The 18,474-nt window shown below is 27.4% G+C and carries 20 protein-coding genes; 16 read left to right on the top strand and 4 right to left on the bottom strand.

Going from position 1 to position 18,474, the window contains the following annotated elements; translation table 11 throughout:
* Nucleotides 1–14: 14 nt before the first annotated feature.
* A complete protein-coding gene (locus AAQM_RS11790; protein WP_412784083.1) occupies nt 15–974 on the bottom strand; it encodes a TAXI family TRAP transporter solute-binding subunit in 960 nt (319 codons plus the stop codon).
* A gap of 237 nt (nt 975–1,211) precedes the next feature.
* On the opposite strand from AAQM_RS11790, the gene AAQM_RS11785 reads away from it, so the two are divergent.
* The 5 genes from AAQM_RS11785 (at nt 1,212) to mltA (ending at nt 5,949) form a co-directional block, all read left to right on the top strand.
* Entirely contained in the window at nt 1,212–2,003 is a 792-nt protein-coding gene (locus AAQM_RS11785) for a heat-shock protein (protein WP_129094006.1), read from the top strand.
* 9 nt (nt 2,004–2,012) lie between these two features.
* Nucleotides 2,013–2,573 carry a nucleotide exchange factor GrpE gene (grpE, locus tag AAQM_RS11780; protein WP_129094007.1) on the top strand — a complete coding sequence of 187 codons (561 nt, stop codon included), beginning with the start codon at nt 2,013–2,015 and terminating at the stop codon, nt 2,571–2,573.
* Nucleotides 2,574–2,657: 84 nt separating this feature from the next.
* Nucleotides 2,658–4,538 carry a molecular chaperone DnaK gene (gene dnaK / locus AAQM_RS11775; protein ID WP_129094008.1) on the top strand — a complete coding sequence of 627 codons (1,881 nt, stop codon included), beginning with the start codon at nt 2,658–2,660 and terminating at the stop codon, nt 4,536–4,538.
* Nucleotides 4,539–4,549: 11 nt separating this feature from the next.
* Complete coding sequence (locus AAQM_RS11770; protein ID WP_129094009.1) at nt 4,550–4,846, top strand: hypothetical protein; 297 nt, start codon at nt 4,550–4,552, stop codon at nt 4,844–4,846.
* The gene (gene mltA, locus AAQM_RS11765) at nt 4,837–5,949 is read left to right on the top strand and encodes a murein transglycosylase A (protein ID WP_228254484.1); all 1,113 of its coding nucleotides are present in this window, start codon (nt 4,837–4,839) and stop codon (nt 5,947–5,949) included. Before AAQM_RS11770 ends, mltA begins: the two co-directional genes overlap by 10 nt.
* A 6-nt stretch (nt 5,950–5,955) precedes the next feature.
* Here mltA and AAQM_RS11760 read toward each other — a convergent pair whose 3' ends face one another.
* A complete protein-coding gene (locus AAQM_RS11760; RefSeq protein WP_129094010.1) occupies nt 5,956–6,195 on the bottom strand; it encodes a hypothetical protein in 240 nt (79 codons plus the stop codon).
* A gap of 110 nt (nt 6,196–6,305) precedes the next feature.
* Between AAQM_RS11760 and AAQM_RS11755 the strand changes: the two genes are divergently transcribed.
* Genes AAQM_RS11755 through AAQM_RS11725 form a run of 7 tightly spaced genes read left to right on the top strand, consistent with a single transcriptional unit; the run spans nt 6,306 to nt 12,400 of the window.
* A complete protein-coding gene (locus AAQM_RS11755; RefSeq protein ID WP_129094011.1) occupies nt 6,306–7,115 on the top strand; it encodes a phosphatidylserine decarboxylase in 810 nt (269 codons plus the stop codon).
* A gap of 11 nt (nt 7,116–7,126) precedes the next feature.
* A complete protein-coding gene (locus AAQM_RS11750) occupies nt 7,127–9,175 on the top strand; it encodes a sensor domain-containing phosphodiesterase (protein WP_129094012.1) in 2,049 nt (682 codons plus the stop codon).
* 60 nt (nt 9,176–9,235) lie between these two features.
* Entirely contained in the window at nt 9,236–9,460 is a 225-nt protein-coding gene (locus AAQM_RS11745) for a hypothetical protein (RefSeq protein WP_129094013.1), read from the top strand.
* Between the two features lie 60 nt (nt 9,461–9,520).
* Nucleotides 9,521–9,943, top strand: coding sequence for an ATP-dependent zinc protease family protein (locus AAQM_RS11740; protein ID WP_129094014.1), 423 nt, complete (start codon nt 9,521–9,523; stop codon nt 9,941–9,943).
* 17 nt (nt 9,944–9,960) lie between these two features.
* The gene (rimK, locus tag AAQM_RS11735) at nt 9,961–10,893 is read left to right on the top strand and encodes a 30S ribosomal protein S6--L-glutamate ligase (protein WP_129094015.1); all 933 of its coding nucleotides are present in this window, start codon (nt 9,961–9,963) and stop codon (nt 10,891–10,893) included.
* Nucleotides 10,894–10,900: 7 nt separating this feature from the next.
* Nucleotides 10,901–11,953 carry a succinylglutamate desuccinylase/aspartoacylase family protein gene (locus AAQM_RS11730; protein WP_171920716.1) on the top strand — a complete coding sequence of 351 codons (1,053 nt, stop codon included), beginning with the start codon at nt 10,901–10,903 and terminating at the stop codon, nt 11,951–11,953.
* Nucleotides 11,954–12,400, top strand: coding sequence for an ATP-dependent zinc protease family protein (locus AAQM_RS11725; RefSeq protein ID WP_129094016.1), 447 nt, complete (start codon nt 11,954–11,956; stop codon nt 12,398–12,400).
* Here AAQM_RS11725 and AAQM_RS11720 read toward each other — a convergent pair.
* The gene (locus AAQM_RS11720) at nt 12,397–12,750 is read right to left on the bottom strand and encodes a rhodanese-like domain-containing protein (protein WP_129094017.1); all 354 of its coding nucleotides are present in this window, start codon (nt 12,748–12,750) and stop codon (nt 12,397–12,399) included. The two genes, AAQM_RS11725 and AAQM_RS11720, sit on opposite strands and share 4 nt — an antisense overlap.
* 150 nt (nt 12,751–12,900) lie before the next feature.
* On the opposite strand from AAQM_RS11720, the gene trxA reads away from it, so the two are divergent.
* The 3 genes from trxA (at nt 12,901) to AAQM_RS11705 (ending at nt 15,843) form a co-directional block, all read left to right on the top strand.
* The gene (trxA, locus tag AAQM_RS11715; RefSeq protein ID WP_129094018.1) at nt 12,901–13,263 is read left to right on the top strand and encodes a thioredoxin; all 363 of its coding nucleotides are present in this window, start codon (nt 12,901–12,903) and stop codon (nt 13,261–13,263) included.
* Between the two features lie 10 nt (nt 13,264–13,273).
* A complete protein-coding gene (dsbD, locus tag AAQM_RS11710) occupies nt 13,274–15,025 on the top strand; it encodes a protein-disulfide reductase DsbD (RefSeq protein ID WP_129094019.1) in 1,752 nt (583 codons plus the stop codon).
* A gap of 74 nt (nt 15,026–15,099) precedes the next feature.
* Nucleotides 15,100–15,843 (top strand): sulfite exporter TauE/SafE family protein, encoded by a 744-nt coding sequence (locus AAQM_RS11705; protein WP_129094020.1) that lies wholly within the window; start codon nt 15,100–15,102, stop codon nt 15,841–15,843.
* A 24-nt stretch (nt 15,844–15,867) separates the two neighbouring features.
* Here the strand turns inward: AAQM_RS11705 and AAQM_RS11700 are convergent, their stop codons facing one another.
* A complete protein-coding gene (locus tag AAQM_RS11700) occupies nt 15,868–17,274 on the bottom strand; it encodes an anion permease (RefSeq protein WP_129094021.1) in 1,407 nt (468 codons plus the stop codon).
* A 131-nt stretch (nt 17,275–17,405) separates the two neighbouring features.
* On the opposite strand from AAQM_RS11700, the gene cobT reads away from it, so the two are divergent.
* Nucleotides 17,406–18,473, top strand: coding sequence for a nicotinate mononucleotide-dependent phosphoribosyltransferase CobT (cobT, locus tag AAQM_RS11695; RefSeq protein WP_129094022.1), 1,068 nt, complete (start codon nt 17,406–17,408; stop codon nt 18,471–18,473).
* Nucleotide 18,474: the final 1 nt, after the last annotated feature.

The raw sequence follows: 18,474 nt of genomic DNA, 5'->3' as shown, positions 1-18,474 counted from the left end.
AAATCCTTAGATAATTATTGTAATAGTCCAGCTTCTTGGAAATATTTTTTTGCACCTTCATGTAAAGGAGCTGATAATCCTTCAAGTAAAGACTCTTTTGTAATTTCACTATATGCAGGGTGTAATTGTTTAAATTCATCGAAATTTTCTAATATAGCTTTAACAACTGTATAAACAGCATTTACACTTACATCGTCACTTGTAACTAAAACAGCTTTTACTCCAAATGTAGGAATTGCTTCATCATTACCTGTGTATAATCCACCAGGAACGTTTGCTTTAGCAAAATATGGATATTTTTTGATTAAAGAATCAACATTAGCCCCTTCAATTGGAGTAATTTTTACATTTACAGATGTTGAAGCATCTTTAATATTTGCTGTTGGATGTCCAACCATATAGAAATATCCATCAATTTTATTATCTCTTAATGCATCTGGCATTTCAGAGGCTTTTAATGCACCTGCAAATTTTAAATCAGATTTTTTAATTCCACTTTCTTCAAAAAGAGCTAAAGCTGTTGCTTCATTTCCACTTCCTGGATTTCCAAGATTGATTCTTTTTCCTTTTACATCCATTAAAGAGTTAATCTTTGCATCTTTTCTTGTAACAAGAGTTAAAAGTTCTGGATATATAGCCATAACAGATTTTAATTTTGGAACAGCTGCACCTTGAAATGCACCTTCTCCTTTACTAGCTTGATATACAATATCAGATTGAACAATACCAAAATCAAGTTCTTGATTTTTAATTGTATTAACATTATAAACAGAACCACCAGTTGATTCAACAGAACATCTGATTTTAGTATCTTTTTTATATTGATTAACAAGTCTACAAATAGCTCCACCCGTTGGATAATAAGTTCCCGTTACTCCACCTGTTCCAATTGTTATAAATTCAGCAGAAAAAGCTGGGATTGATAACATTCCTATTAAAGTAGCACTTGCTAATTTTTTTCCAGTAAATTTCATACATTCTCCTTAGTTTTGATGATTATAAAACATTATACCAATAATTTATAATTATTTGTATATCTAATTGTATAAAAATTATATAAAAATTGCATAAAAATTACAATTATAAACAAAATTTTTTTAACTTTATTTATAATTTATATAAAAATACTTGACAAATAAAGACTCAATAAGTTATAATTCTTTAGCAGTTTAAGTAAAAGAGTGCTAAAAATATACAAATGGTAGTAAATTATGATGGATAAAAAAGAGTTTTTATTACAATCTATTATTAAAGCATACATTGAACATTTAGAACCAATAGGTTCTACACAACTTAAATCTATGTATGATATTACTTACTCACCTGCTACTATTAGAGGGTATTTTAAAAAATTAGGTGAAGAAGGATATCTTGCTCAAGAGCATATAAGTAGTGGAAGAACACCAACTTCAGAAGCTTTAAAACAGTATTGGCAATCAAAACTTGATTTTAAGTTAAAGGGTATAAATTTACGAGCATTGGAATATTTTTCTTCAAAAATGGGAATCTCTGTTTTTATAAAAAAAGAGAAGGCTGATATTTTAAAAAATATTTTAAATGTTGAAAATAGATATATGATATTAGAATTTTCTTCATTTGCAATTAGTGTTAGATATTCTGATGCATTATATAGATTTTTAAATGATATGATAGATGTATCTTTAAAAGATATAACTAAAATATCAAGAGACGTTGGAGCTTATGAAGTTTATGAATCTATAAATCAGACTTTACAAAATTCTGATTTTCAGATTTTTAATTATAAAGAGTTTTTAAATTTAGCTTTGAATTATGACTTTGATGAATATACTATAAATAGTTTTTTAAAAGGTCAAATATTAGATGAATTAAAAGAAGGATTATATTTTGAAAAGTTACTTCCGTCAAATTATATTGGGATTTGTAACTACTGCAAAATAAATAATGAAGATGTAAAAATGTTGGTTATTGGTGAGTTACCAAAAGATTATGAATATTTTTATGAGAAAATTACAACTTTTTAGGAGAAAAAAATGAGTGAAGAAAAAAAAGATGAACAATTAGAGCAAGAAGTAATACAAGAAGAGACAACTTGTTGTCAAACTGAAGAAACTTGTTTTAAAGAAGAGAGTTTAGAAGATAAAGTTGCAAGACTAGAAGAAGAACTAAAACAAAGCGAAGAAAAATATTTAAGAGTTCATGCAGATTTTGAGAATATCAAAAAAAGACTTGAAAGAGAAAAATATCAAGCAATAGATTATGCAAGTGAAAAGTTTGCAAAAGATTTATTAACACCAATTGATACTCTTGAAATGGCTTTAGCTTCAGCTAATGCTGATTTAGATGCCGCTGAATTATTAAGTAAATTAAAAGAGGGAATTGAACTTACAATCAAAAATTTTGTTACAACTTTTGAAAAACATAATATTTCAAAAATTGATACAGATGGTGAGTTTGATCCAAATGTACATAATGCAGTTATGCAAGTAGATAGCAATAACCATGAATCAGGACAAATTGTTTCTGAATTACAAAAAGGTTATATGTTAAAAGATAGGTTATTAAGACCTTCTATGGTTAGTATAGCTAACTAAGATTTTGACCGAAATGTCATTAAACTAGATAGATTTGAAAAAATATAAATAAAATTAAAAAAAAACTTTAATAAAGGATTAAAAATGAGCAAAGTAATTGGAATAGATTTAGGAACAACAAACTCTTGTATAGCAGTTTATGAAAATGGTGAAGCAAAAATTATCCCAAATAAAGAAGGGAAAAATACAACTCCTTCAATCGTAGCATTTACAGATAAAGGTGAAGTTTTAGTTGGTGATCCAGCAAAAAGACAAGCTATTACAAATCCAGAAAAAACAATTTATTCTATCAAAAGAATTATGGGACTTATGATGGATGAGCCAAATGCAAAAGAGGCACAATCAAAAGTTGGATACAAAATTGTTGATAGAAATGGTGCTGCGGCAGTTGAAATTGCAGGAAAAGTTTATACTCCTCAAGAAATTTCAGCAAAAATTTTAGGAAAATTAAAAGCAGATGCAGAAGAGTATTTAGGTTCAACTGTAACTGATGCAGTTATTACAGTACCTGCATATTTTAATGATGCGCAAAGAAAAGCTACTCAAGAAGCTGGAACAATTGCAGGTTTAAATGTACTAAGAATCATTAATGAGCCAACAGCTGCTTCTTTAGCTTATGGATTAGATAAAAAAGGTGAAGAAAAAGTTTTAGTTTACGATTTAGGTGGAGGAACTTTTGACGTTACTGTTTTAGAAATCGGTGATGGAACTTTTGAAGTACTTTCAACTGATGGAAATGCATTTTTAGGTGGAGATGATTTTGATAATGCAATTATTGATTGGTTAGCAAAAGAGTTTAAAGATGAGAATGGTTTTGATGTTAAAAATGACAAAATGGCATTACAAAGATTAAAAGATGCAGCTGAAAATGCTAAAAAAGAGTTATCTTCTGCTGAATCAACAGAAATCAACTTACCATTTATCTCTATGGGAAGTGCTGGACCTGTTCACTTAGTTAAATCATTAACTAGAGCAAAATTTGAATCTATGACTGAGCATTTAATTAATGAAACTTTAGACCATATTAAAATTGCATTAAAAGATGCTGGATTAAATAAAGATGAAATCCAAGAAGTAATTATGGTTGGAGGGTCAACAAGATTACCAAAAGCTAATAAAGTTGTAAAAGAATTCTTTGGAAAAGAGTTAAATAAAGGTGTAAATCCTGATGAAGTTGTAGCTGCTGGTGCTGCTGTACAAGCTGGAGTTTTAAGAGGTGATGTTAAAGATGTTTTATTACTTGATGTTACTCCTTTATCTTTAGGAATTGAGACTTTAGGTGGAGTTATGACAAAACTTATTGAAAAAGGAACTACAATTCCTGTTAAAAAATCTCAAGTATTCTCTACAGCTGATGATAATCAACCAGCTGTTTCTATTCACGTGTGTCAAGGTGAAAGAGAGTTTGCAAAAGATAATAAATCTTTAGGTATGTTTGAATTATCTGATATTCCAGCAGCTCCAAGAGGTGTTCCTCAAATTGAAGTAACATTTGATATTGATGCAAATGGTGTTTTAAATGTATCTGCTAAAGATAAAGGAACTGGAAAAGAAAATAAAATTACTATCTCTGGTTCATCTGGATTAAGTGATGCTGAAATTGAAAAAATGGTTGCTGAAGCTGAAGCAAACAAAGAAGCAGATGCTAAGAAAAAAGAGGTAATTGAAGTTAGAAATCAAGCTGATGGATTATTACATTCAACTAGAAAAACTTTAGAAGAAAATGAAAATGCAATTTCTGAAGATGAGAAAAAAGCAATTATTGATGCAGCAGCTGATTTAGAAGAGACTTTAAAAAATGAGAATGCTACAAAAGAAGAGATTGAAGCTAAATTAAAAACATTAACTGAAAAATCTCATAAATTAGCAGAAGCTATGTATAAAAAAGAGGGTGAAGCTGGTGCTCAACCAAATCAAAAAGCAAAAAAAGATGACGATGATGTTATCGATGCTGAAGTAGAGTAAAACTCTGCTTCATGCAAACTATAATTTTCCTACTTATAGCTTTTTTAATAGCTATTTTCTCAGTTCTTTTATATTTTAAAACAAAAAATAGTAGATTAAATACTCTTTTAAGTGGAGAGTGTCCTTCTTGTAAAGAAAAAAGAAAAACTTTTTTCGATAAAAATACTAATACAACTTTTACATCTGAAATTATAAATAGTAGAGTTCTGAAAAATCATGGTTGTTCAGGAGTTACTGAAGTTGAATTTAGTTGTAAGAATTGTGGATTAAAAGAAGTACATCCTATAAACTCTTCATCATGCAATTAATTAAATTTTTAATTTTATCTTTAACTTTAATATTTTTTATTACAGCTTGTTCAACGAAAAAAGAAGTTGTTTTACAAAAAGAGATTAAACAAATAGAAGAACCTAAAAACAAAATGGAAAAAGTTTCATTTATGGAAATTGAGGGTTTTTTTGAGGATGATTTAAATTATGCTTTAGAAGTTTTTAAAAAAGATTGTAAAAGATCAAAAAGATATGAACTTTTTAAAGAGGTTTGTTTAAAAGCAGAAAATGAAAAAGATGGGAGAAGATTTTTTATAACAAACTTTCAGCCACATAAATTGATTGATAGTAAATCAAGTGATGAAGGTATTATTACAGGTTATTATGAACCTTTGTTATATGGAAGTTTAACTAAAACAAAAAAATATAAATATCCCATTTATAAAATTCCAAAAAACCTTATTCTCTCAGATGATGAAAATCTAAAAGATTTCAAGTCAAGAGGAAAAATTGTTGGAAATAAAATAGTTCCTTATGATACAAGAAAACAAATTGAGTCAAACCCAAATAATCCAAATCTTGAAGCAATAGCTTATGTTGATGATAAATATGATTTATTTTCTTTACATATTCAAGGTTCGGGAAAGATTCAATTAGAAAATGGAAAAATTATAAATGTTGGTTATGCTCAACAAAATGGTTGGCCTTTTAGAGGAATTGGAACTTATATGCTGGAAAAAGGTTACGTTTCAAGAAATGAGTTGTCAATTCAAGGAATGAAAAAATTTTTTATAAAAAATCCAAATAAAATTGACGAAGTTTTAAATATAAATGAGAGTTTTATATTTTTTAGAGTTTCTTCTTTAGGAGCTTCAGGAAGTTTAGGTAGTGTATTAACTGCTAAAAGAAATTTAGCAGTTGATAAAGAGTTCATTCCTCTTGGAATGCCTGTATTTCTAAATACAAAAAATCCAGTAACTAAAGAACCCATAAATCAACTTATGGTTGCTGCTGATGTTGGTGGAGCTATAAAAGGTGAAATAAGAGCTGATTTTTTTTGGGGATTTGGGAAAGAAGCTTTTGAATATGCGGGAAGAATGAAGAAAAAAGGTAAAATGTATATTTTAATGCCTAAAAAATAGTTGTTGCTAAATGCAACAACCATTTCCACAACAGTTATCTCTAGCTGGATTATAAAACGAAATTACATAACTTGTAAACATTTCTTGAACTTCAAATTCGTGTTTTCCACAAAATTCTTTATTCATTTTTTCAGCCATTTGCAAAGCTTTATTTTTTGCTTCATCTTGTGATTCAAAATGTAATGTTCCATTCATATTGCTATTTTTAAAACAACTACATTGATTTGATACAACAACTTTATACATAAAAAATCCTTATAAAATTTATATGAAAGGGTAACTAATTTTTTATTAAAGCAATTTAAGAAGTAAAAAAAGATAAAATGATAATTCAATTGATTTTTTAAAGGAAAATAATGCATATCACAAATCTAATCTCTCAATATTTCGGAAAATTTGCAAAAAAAGAATTTCCAAAAGTTATTCAAAAATTTATAAATGCTTGTTATGTAAAATTCATGGGATTAAATATGAGCGAATTTAAACATTCAAGATATTATAAATCTTTAAATGATTTATTTACAAGAGAATTGATAATAAAAAGAGAAATAGATGAAACTGTTGATAGTATAATTTCTCCAACTGATAGTTTAATAACAGAGTGTGGAGAACTAAAAGAAGATATTGCTTTACAAATAAAGGGTATGCAATATAGTGTTGAAGAGTTACTGACTTATTATTGTACAAATAATTATGAAAAGATAAAAAATGGTTCTTTTATGAATTTTTATTTATCACCAAAAGATTATCATAGGTATCATGCTCCTTGTGATTTTAAACTTTTAAAATTAATTCATGTTCCAGGAAAACTTTATCCTGTTAATTTAAAATATTTAAATAAAGAGTTAGAACTTTTTGTTCAAAATGAAAGAGTAATTTTAGAGTGTGAAAATAATGGTAAGCTTTTTTATATGGTTTTTGTTGGAGCTTTAAATGTAGGACAAATGGTCTTTGAATTTGAGAATAGAGTAGAAACAAATAAAGATACTAAAGAGATAAAAGTTTATACTTATGATAATATTGAAATTTCAAAAGGTGATTGTTTAGGATATTTTAAAATGGGTTCAACTGTAGTTATGCTTTGGGAAAGAGATAGTGTTCAAATAGAAAATTTATTAGATCAAAATGTTAGATTTGGGCAAAAAATAGGGAATATAAATATTTAAAGAAGTAATTTATGAATACAAAAATTTTTGTAAAAATTGGTTGGCTATTTATTTTAGGTCTTTTATCATATTTATTTTTTGTAGTGTTTTTATTATCTCCAAAAGTAAATAGTTATTTAAGTGATATTGAACTAAAAACATCAAAAATGCAATTTGAAAAAGTTGTTAATACGATAAATTCAAGAGCTAATATAGAAGAAGATAAAGAAGAATTATTAAAAGAGATTACTTTATTACTTAATGGTATAACTCTTGGTAAATATGGATTTATTTTTATATTTGATAGTTCAGGTAAAATAATTTATGACCCGAGCAAAGAATTTTCAACAAAAAATTTTCCAGATATTAAAATACCAAATAGTGGTGAGAAATCCCTATTTGAAGAGATGAAAAAAGCTTCTCAAGTTAAAAAAGATTTAGAATATAGTTGGAATAAGATTTTTGATCCAACAAATTTTATTTATACAAAAATTTCATGGATTGAATATAACTCAAAATTAGATTGGTATATTGCTTCAAATATATATAAAGATGATTTTTCAAGTTTTGTTGATGGAATTAACTCTTTTATTTTAAATATTTCAATGGTTTTATTTTTAGTTTTAAGTGTAATTGGAATTTTTATCACAATAAAAATTATTGCACCTATAAATAAAATGTATGAAGAAGTACAAAAGGTAAATATTTCATTAAATGAATTAGAAAGTGGAATAAAGTCAAAAGATGAAATAGGTTTTTTAGCTAGTCAATTTAATACATTGATTGATCAAGTAGAAAATAATAGAAAAAATTTTGAAGAGCAAGTTCAAGTAAAAACAAAAGAGATTCAAGATAGATTATATTTTGATGAATTAACAAATTTAAAAAATAGAACGGCTTTAGAAGATGATATAAAAGATAGTGATTTTGTTTCTATTTCTTTAGTTGATATTGATTCTTTTGATGATATAAATGAACTTTATGGATTTTCAACGGGAAATTTAGTTTTAGTAGAAGTTGCAAAAATTTTAAATGATTTTGCCTTAAAATATGGAGTTAGTGCTTATAGAATTTATGGAAACGTTTACTGTTTAGCTGATAAAAAAATGATGGGATTTTCAAGATATGATGAGTTTATAAGTGAATTATGTAAATTATTTAAAAACAAACCTATTAAAATTGATGAGTTAGATATTGAAATTTTTATAAATGTAACTTTAGGTATTAGTATAGCTCAAGAAGATCCAATAAAAACTGCTGGAATAGCTTTGAAAAAAGCAAAAAAATCTAATATGAAATTTTTTGTGTATAACAATGAAATAGATACTAAAGAGATTATTAAAAAGTCTATTTATTGGAGAGAAAAGATAAAAATTGCGATAGAAGAGAATAATGTTATTCCCTTTTATCAACCTATTTTTAATAGAAATAATGAAATTGTAAAATATGAAACTTTAATGAGAATAAAAGATAAAAATGCTCAGGGTGAAGATATTTATTTAAGTCCTTATTTATTTCTTGAAGTTTCTATTAAAACAAAACAGTATCTACAATTATCAAATCAAATTATTTCAAAAGCGTTTACTGATTTATCAAAAACACAAAAGCAGATATCTTTTAACTTAAGTTTTAAAGATATTTTAGATATAGATTTTATTGTTTCTTTAGATAAGAATTTAGATAAGATAGATTTTGATAATAAAGAAAGAATAGTATTTGAAATATTAGAAAGTGATTACATAACAGATTATAGTTTATTAGAAGATTTTATTAGAAAATATAGAAGTCAAGGTATAAAAATAGCAATTGATGATTTTGGTACAGGTTATTCAAATTTTGCTCACATATTAAAAATTCGACCTGATTACATAAAAATAGATGGTTCGTTGATTAAGAATATCAATTTAGATAAAAATTCTTTTGAAATGGTTAAATCATTAATAGAGTTTTCAAAAGCAATGAATATAAAAGTAATTGCAGAGTTTGTTCACTCAAAAGAGGTTTATAATACTTTGTATGAGTTAGGAATAGACGAATACCAAGGTTTTTATTTAGGAGAACCTTCTTTAAAAATTGAATAGTTTTACTTTAAAAAAAGTTTATTTTTGTAAAATTAAGTTAAAAATAAAAAAAGGATTAATATGTCTACGATTACAGAATTAGGAACGTTATCATTAGCTGGTACAAAAAAAGGAAAAATCTCTATTTCAAATGTAACTGAACCGTATGGAAAAGATACGCCAGATATCGTAAGTATTGGTATTTCTTTAAATGGTCAAGATATTCAATGGAAATCACATATCCCTTATGAAAATTTAGAAGATGTGATTGCAATCTTACAAAAAGCTTTGGATGATAAAAAGTAAAAAATTGAAATTTTTCTGACACTATTTTGTGATATAATTTCCTTTTAGAAAAGGTGTATTATGTCACAAAAAAAAATAATAGGAAGAAGAGAAGTTGTTGATATTTTAGATTTAGAACTTTACGGTTTGGATGCTAAGATAGATACAGGTGCTGATTCTAATTCTTTACACTGCGATGATATATTTATTGATGATGAAAAATTTGTACATTTTACATTATTAGATGAAGTACATCCTGCTTATCATGGCAAGAAAATTAAAATGCCACTTTACAAATTAAAAAAAGTAAAAAGTTCAAATGGTATTGTTCAACAAAGAGCTTCAATTCAAGTTACAATATCTTTTTTTGGGAAAAAATATAAAACAGATGTTTCTTTAACAGATAGATCTGATATGAAATATCCAATGTTAATTGGAAGAAAATTTTTAACCAATCGATTTTTAGTTGATGTTTCAAAAGAATATCTTACAAAAACAATATAATAATATTTGAGGATAATATGAGAGTTTATGTACTGTCAAGAAATAAAGATTTATATTCAACTAAAAGATTAGTTGAGGAAGCAGAAGCAAAAGGTTGGGAAGTTAAGGTTATAGATTATTTAAAATGTACTATTGAAATTATGAAAGGTGAATTGCTTATAAATTATCAAGGAAAAGTATTGCCAACCCCTGATGCTATAATTCCAAGAATTGGTGCAAGTAGAACATTTTATGGTGCTGCTATGGTACGACATTTTGAAATGCTAGATGTTTTTAGTACAACAGGAAATTTAGCACTTACTAGAAGTAGAGATAAACTTAGAAGTTTACAAGTATTATCTAGAAATGATGTAGATATGCCAAGAACAGTTTTTGCTTCAAATAAATCAAATGCAAAAGATGTAATAGCTTTAAGTGGTGGAGCTCCTTTAGTCTTAAAGATTTTAGAAGGAACTCAAGGTGTTGGAGTTGTTTTGGTTGATAGTGAAAAAGCAGCTAAATCAGTTTTAGATGCTTTTTATGGAATGGATGTAAATTTACTTGTTCAAGAATATATAGAAGAAGCAGGTGGTGCTGATATTAGAGCTTTAGTTGTAAATGGTGAAGTTGTAGGAGCTATGAAGAGACAAGGTGCAGAAGGTGATTTTAGATCAAACTTACACCAAGGCGGAAGTGCAGTTGCTTATAAACTAAATAGAAAAGAAAAAGCAACAGCAATTGCTGCTGCTCGTGCTATGGGACTTGGAGTTTGTGGAGTTGATATGATTCCATCAAGAAGAGGTCCACTTGTAATGGAAGTAAATTCAAGCCCAGGTTTAGAAGGAATTGAAAAATCAACAGGAATAAATATTGCTGCAAAGATTATGGAGTTTATTGAAAAAAGTGTAAAACCAACTTGTGCAATCAATCCTCAAAAGAGAAAGATAAAAAAAGATAACATAGGAGCTTAAAGGTTAAATGTCCAATAATTCAAAACTAATAATAGCAGATACAGAGATTTTAAGAGGGACAAGAGTTACTATAAACTTAGAGCTACCAAAGTTATATAATACTCCAACAAAACTTCCAATTAGGGTAATTAGAGGTAAAAAAGATGGACCGACAGTCTTTGTAAGTGCTGCTATTCATGGGGATGAATTAAATGGGATTGAAATAATTAGAAGGCTTAGAAAATTAAATATCTTAAATAAACTAAGAGGAACTCTTATCTTAGTTCCCATTGTAAATGTTTATGGAATAATGAGTCTTTCAAGATATCTACCTGATAGAAGAGATTTAAATAGAAGTTTCCCTGGAAGTATCAAAGGCTCTTTAGCAAGCAGAGTTGCAAAAATATTTTTTGATGAAATTGTTTCTCGTTGTAATTTAGGAATTGACTTACATACAGCTTCAATTCATAAATCAAATCTTCCACAAGTAAGAACAAATATAGATAATGAATATACTTTTAAATTAGCAAAATCTTTCCAAGCACCAGTTGTTTTACACTCAGAATTACGTGATGGCTCTTTACGTTCAGTTGCTCAAGATAGTGGAATTCCTATTTTATTATATGAAGCAGGAGAGGCTTTACGATTTGATGAAGTTTCTATTCGAATTGGAGTAAAAGGTATTATAAATGTTTTAAGAGAAATGGAAATGTTGCCTCATTTAACAAATAAAAAGAATATTAAAACTCCAATAATTACAAGAAATAGTATATGGATAAGATCAAATGAAAGTGGAATGTTGCGAACTATAAGAGCTTTAGGTGATATTGTAAAAAAAGATGAAATTATTGCTTATATTGATGAGCCTTTAGGTGATGATAGTTTTGAAATAAGAGCTACTTTTGATGGTGTTATTATTGGTAAATCTGAAATTCCATTGGTTCAAGAAGGTGATGCTATTTTTCATATTGCAAAACTAAAAGATTTACAAAGTGCTGAAACAAAACTAGAATATTTTAATGAAAATATAATAGGACAAAGTGAATTTTATGAGTTAAATAATGAAGAAATCATAGAGTAAATGAAAATACTTTTTATTTTTTTAATTACTTTAAATCTTTATTCAAAAGAGATTTTAGGGGCAGTTGATAGACTTGATTTACCTCTTTTAAATCTTTATGATGTTTCAACTAGAATTGACACAGGTGCAAATAGTTCCTCTTTACATTGTATGAATATTAAAAAAATTGATAATGATTTTGTAAAATGTGAATTATCAAATAAAACTTATTTAATAGAAAAAATATCAAAAACAAAAGATGTAAAAAGTGCAAATGGTATTCAAAAAAGATTTTTCATAAAAACTCAAATTATAATTTTTCAAAAAACATATACTACTGAAATTTCACTAAGTAATAGAAGTAATCTTAGCTATGATTTCTTGTTAGGAAGAAATATTTTGGAAGGTAATTTTATAGTTGATGTGAGTGAAAAAGATTTATCATATAATAACAAACAGAAAAATTAATATTTTTCTGTTTCTCTTAATTCTTGTTGCCATAATGCCATACCCCCAAATAAATGAGCTGTATTTTTATAACCTTGTTCTATTAAAAAATTTCCAATAGTTCTTGTTCTATTTGCATGGGCACAAATTAAAACAAAAGTTTGTTCTTTTGAAGGAACTAACTCTTGAAATTTTTTCATCCAATTTTCCACATTATGATTTCCATATTCGTCAAAAAAAGTCATTAAATGAGCATTTTTAATAACTCCCGTTCTTTTCCATTCATCAGCACGTCTAACATCAATCATTACAATATTATCTTCAATCATTTTTTCAACAGTTTTGGGTTGTAAATCAACTAAATTATTCATTAAAATCCTTTTATAAAAGAAAAATATTATCATAAAATATATAATAAAATCTTATAAAATAAAATAAATAAAAGATTATAACTTTTGTATAAACAAACTCTTTACAAAGATTAAATATAATAAAATAAATTAAAAAAAATAAGGTAAGTAATGAAGAAAATAGTCTTAGTGTTTTTAGTTAGTTTTATCTCTTTATTTGGTTATGAAGAATTAACTATAGACAATTTTGAATCGAAAATAAAAGGTAAAAATGTAATTGTTGATTTTTATGCTTCTTGGTGTCCCCCTTGTAAAGTTTTGGCAAATAATTTAGAGGATTTTGATGTAATAAAACCTGAAAATGTTGAAATTTTTAAAGTTAATATTGATGAAGAGTTAGCCTTGGCTAAAAAATATGGTGTTTCAAAATTACCAACACTTCTGTATTTCAAAGATGGAAAGCAAATAAAAGAGTATGTTGGAATTTTAACAAAAGAAGAGTTACTTCAAACTTCAAAAGATAATTTTAAATAAAAGAGATTAGATGAAAAAAATATTACTATTTTTATTAGTTTTTGTTTATTCATTTTCTTTAGAGCTAAATCCTACTGTTTTAGAGCCAGATGAAGCATTTAAAACAACGTTTACTCAAAATGAAAAAGATTTAAACATCAAATTAGAGTTAGGAAAAGATATATATTTATATGATGATAAAATCAAAATATTTATTTTGAAACCTCAAAAAATTGAAATCACGGAAGAGATAAATATTCCTGCTCCTGTAGATTATGATGGATTTATTGTTCAGTTAAATAACTTAGATTTAACAATTCCTTTTGAATTATTAAAATCAAAAGTAGAATCAAATAGTTATGAAATAAGTATTGATTTTCAAGGATGTTCAAAAGCTGGACTTTGTTATGCACCAATGAGTGAAAGTTTTGTTTTAAGTTTTGGAAACAACAACTCTAGTAATGAACTAATAAACAAAACTGAAAAAGTTGCAGAACAAACTGAATCTTTAAATGAAACAGATATGATAGCAAATAGTTTAAAAGATGGAAATATGCTTTTAGTTCTTGCTACATTTTTTGGATTTGGATTATTATTATCTTTAACGCCTTGTGTTTTTCCAATGATTCCGATTTTATCATCAATTATTGTAGGTGCTTCAAAAAATGAAGATATGACAGCAACAAGAGGTTTTTTCTTATCTTTAATTTACGTATTATCAATGAGTTTAGCTTATACAATAGCAGGAGTAATAGCAGGTGTTTTTGGTGCTAACTTACAAGTTGCTTTACAAAATCCTTATGTTTTGGTTGTGTTTGCTTTAATATTTGTGGCTTTAGCATTTTCAATGTTCGGTTATTTTGAGATTAGACTTCCTCAATCTATTCAAAACAGAGTTAATAAAACAACAGATGGAAAAGAAAAACAAGGAATAGTAGGAATTGCAATAATGGGATTCTTATCTGCTCTTATTGTTGGTCCATGTGTTGCTCCGCCACTTGCAGGTGCTTTAGTGTATATAGGTCAAACAGGTGATGCTCTTCTTGGTGGATTAGCTTTATTCGTTATGAGTTTAGGAATGGGAATACCACTTTTACTTATTGGTTTAGGTGCTGGAAGATTTATGCCAAAACCAGGTGGTTGGATGGAAGGAATCACAAGAATATTTGGTATTGTGATGTTAGGTGTTGCTATTTGGCTTTTAGATAGAGTATTAGATGCAACAATTATTATGTATTTATGGGCATTGTTACTTCTTGGAAGTGCAATTTATTTAAAAATTTATCAAAATATAATAGCACAACTAATCACAGTAGTTTTATTTATTTTAGGTGTAGTTTTATTTGTAGGAGCTATTAGTGGTGCAACTAATCCACTTAAACCTTTGGATAAATTCACTTCATCAAAAGCTGTACAAAGTGTAGATGAAAAACTTGTATTTACGAAAATAAAAAATATAGCTGAACTTGAACTGGCTATTAAAAACTCAGATAAACCAGTGATGCTAGATTTTTGGGCATCTTGGTGTGTAGCTTGTAAAGAGTTAGAAGAGATTACTTTTAAAGATGAAGAAGTTATCAAAAAACTGCAAGGATTTACTCTTTTAAAAGCTGATGTAACAGCTAATAATGATGAAGATAAAGCTTTACAAAAAATGTTTGGTGTAGTTGGTCCACCTGCGCTTATTTTTTGGGATAAAGATAAAAACGAAGTTAAATCTTCAAAAATTGTTGGATATAAAAATCCAAAAGATTTCTTAGAAATAGTAAATAAAAATTTTTAAAAGAGGAAAAATCCTCTTTTGATTCTGCATTTTAAATAATATTTTCCTACAATAAAATCTTTTTAGGATATATTATGGATTTAAACCTCGATTTTTTAATAATTATTTCATTTATAATTTTTGTATCAGCTTTAGTTCATGGAACAATAGGTTTTGGTTTTGCAATACTTGCAACACCTCTTTTAGCTATGGTTACGGATATGAAAACGGCCATTTTATACATAGCAATTCCTACACTTTTTATTAATTTAATTAGTATTTATAGTGAAGGTAATTTCTTTCAAGCAGTAAAAAAATTTTATCCTTTGGCTTTGATGGGAATGATTGGAAGTGCAATAGGAACTCAAATACTTATTTATTCTAGTTCTGAACTTTTTAAATTATTATTAGCTTTTTCAATTCTTTTGTATCTATTTATTCAAAAGTTTAAAATTGAAATGAAATGGATAAGACAAAAGAAAAAATTATCAATGGTAGTTTTTGGTTTACTGGCAGGAATTGTTGGTGGTTTAACAAATGTGATGGGTTCAATTTTGATAATTTATTCACTTGAATCAAAACATTCAAAAAAAGATATTATTCAATCTACAAATTTATGTTTTTTATTTGGAAAGATTATTCAAATTATTTTATTTGCAATTCATGGTTCATTTAATGAAGAGTTATTGATAGTCTCTTTTTCTACTTTAATTGTAGTTGTTATTGCAATGATTGTTGGATTGAATATAAAAGATAAGATTCCTCAAGAGATTTATAAAAAAGTGATAAAACTTGTTTTATTTTTAATGGCATCTTTTTTAGTATATCAAACTATTTAAAAGAGGAAAAACCTCTTTTAAATTTTAGATAAATATTAATCCACCTATGATAATAGCTACTAAATATAAAGCTCCAAAGATAGCTCCTAAAGCCCACCATTTCCCTTGAGAAATATATCCCGCTCCATACCAAATAGGAGAAGGTCCAGTTGCATACGGTGTAATAATTCCCATAACCCCTAAACTTCCAGCTAATAAAATACTAAAAGGTACTAGTTGCTCTGGTGTCATTAAATTTACTGCAATTGCTAAGAAGATAGGCATTAATGCAGTTGTATGTGCTGTTGTACTTGCAAAGAAGTAGTGTAAAACAAAGAATAATACTAACATTGAAATAATAAGCATTGTTGGACTTAGTCCAGAAAGATATGTTTCTGTGCTAGCTCCAATCCAAGTTAAAACACCTACTTTTTTCAATCCAGCAGCCATTGCAACAAGTGAAGCAAACCAAATAAGTACATTAAATGCTGCTTTATTTGAAATAACATCATCCCATGTAATAACATTTGCTAAAACCATAATTGACACAACAGAAATAGCTGTAGTTGTAGAATCTATACCTAATTCTTTACTAAAAATCCAAAGGCTTAAAGCTAAAATAGCAAGTCCTGCCATTAAAAGTTCTTTAGGCGTGATTTTCCCTAGTTTTTTTAACTCTTCAGCTGCCCAAGCAGGAGCTTCCGGAGATTTTTTTTGTGTTGGTGGATAAATCACATATACTAACCAAGGTGTCAATAAAAATAATGGAATCATAAGAGGAAGCATTATAGAAGCCCAAGCTCCCCATGAAATCATATTTCCAGTTCCTTGATTTATTAAATCAACAGCAAGTAAATTTGGAGCAAGTGCTGTTAAAAACATAGAACTTGTAACGCAAGTAGTTGCAATAGCAACCCAAGAAATATAAGCACCTAGTTTTCTTGGTTCATGTTCTGGTGTTGAGTCAAAAATCAAAGGAATATTTGAAGCAACAGGATAAATAGTTCCGGCACTTCTTGCTGTATTTGATGGCATAAATGGAGATAAAATTAAATCTGAAAATGCAACTGCATATCCAAGACCAAGAGAACTTTTTCCCATATATTTAATCATAATTAATGAAACTCTTTTTCCTAGACCAGTTTTTTTATAACCAAGTGCAAACATAAATGCTGCAAAAATTAACCAAATAACACTATTTGAAAACCCTGATAATGCCCAAGTAATACTCTCTTTAGAATTACCAACTAACCCTAAAAGTGCTACGAGTGAAACTCCAGCAAAACCAACTAATGCAGCAGGAACAGGCTCAATTATTAATCCTACTACAACAGCAAAAAATATTGCTAAAAAGTGCCATCCTTCTTGACTTAGTCCTTCTGGTGCTGGAATAAACCAAAGAATTAATAAAACTATTAGTGGTGAGAATAGCTTAATAGTTTGATTTGACATAAATCCTCCTTATAAGAAATACAATCTAATTATATTATAAATAAGTTACAAATAAAATATAAGCTAAATTTAAATGAAAATCTATTTATCTAATATTTGTTATACTTTGCAAAAATTATAAGAGGATTTATATGAATTTTGAAACAATTTTAGGAAGTGTCGATTTTTTGGAGTTTTTAAGAGGTAAAAAGGCTACTTTTTTATTAAGTGCTAGTGTTACTAAAACTTGTGAAATTCCAAATATCTCACAAGCTGGAATCCCTGGAAAGCTTTATCTTACGCCAACTCTTGATGTTGAATTTTTATGTACAAAAGAGGTTCGTTCTTTACAGGATATTGCAAAAACTCCAAAAGGAGTACCTACTCCTGCATTAATTACTAGAGCTATTCATGAATTAAATCCTTTTTCAAATATAGAGATTTTAGATTTAGGAATGGAAGTAATCCCCAAAATTAACTATTTTAAAGTTCATGATTTTGATATAAAAGCAAGTGAAAATATAGCAAATGGTGCAAATATAAATGCTTTTGAGATTTTTCAAAAAGGTTTAGAATTTGGACAAAATTATAAAACAAATGATGATTATGTGATAATAGCTGAATCAATACCAGCAGGAACTACAACTGCAAATGCAACAGTAAAAGCTTTGGGATATGAGTGTGAAGGATATTTTTCAAGTTCATTTAAAAACTCTCCAAATGATATAAAAAATGAGACAATAAACAAAGCTTTAGAGAATATAGATAAAAATGATGATATTTTTGAGAAATTATCAAAAGTAAGTGATAATATGATTATTTTTTGTGCAGGTTTTATACTAGGAAGTAGAGTAAATAATATAAAAATTATACTAGCAGGTGGAACTCAAATGGCTAGTGTTTTACTTGTGATAAATTCTATATTAAGAAGTATGGAAGGAGAGATTGACTCTTCAAACATAGCATTATGTACAACAAAATGGATAAATAAAGATAAAAATTCAAATATTAAAGCACTTTTAGAGCAATTAGATTTTCCTATAAATGCTTATGCTAGTGATTTTGATTTTGCTGAGTCTTTTCATCCTGCTTTAAAACTTTATGATGAAGGTGAAGCAAAAGAGGGTGTTGGTTGTGGAGCAGCTTTATGTTTTGCTTCTATAAATGGATTGAAAAAGTTAAAAGTTACAAAAAAAATAGAGAGTTTTTTAGGAGTATAAA

The sequence above is a fragment of the Arcobacter aquimarinus genome (assembly GCF_013177635.1).
GTDB classification, from domain to species: domain Bacteria; phylum Campylobacterota; class Campylobacteria; order Campylobacterales; family Arcobacteraceae; genus Aliarcobacter; species Aliarcobacter aquimarinus.
The sequence above is the reverse complement of the archived record's forward strand: the minus strand, read 5'-3'. Positions and strand labels throughout refer to the sequence as shown.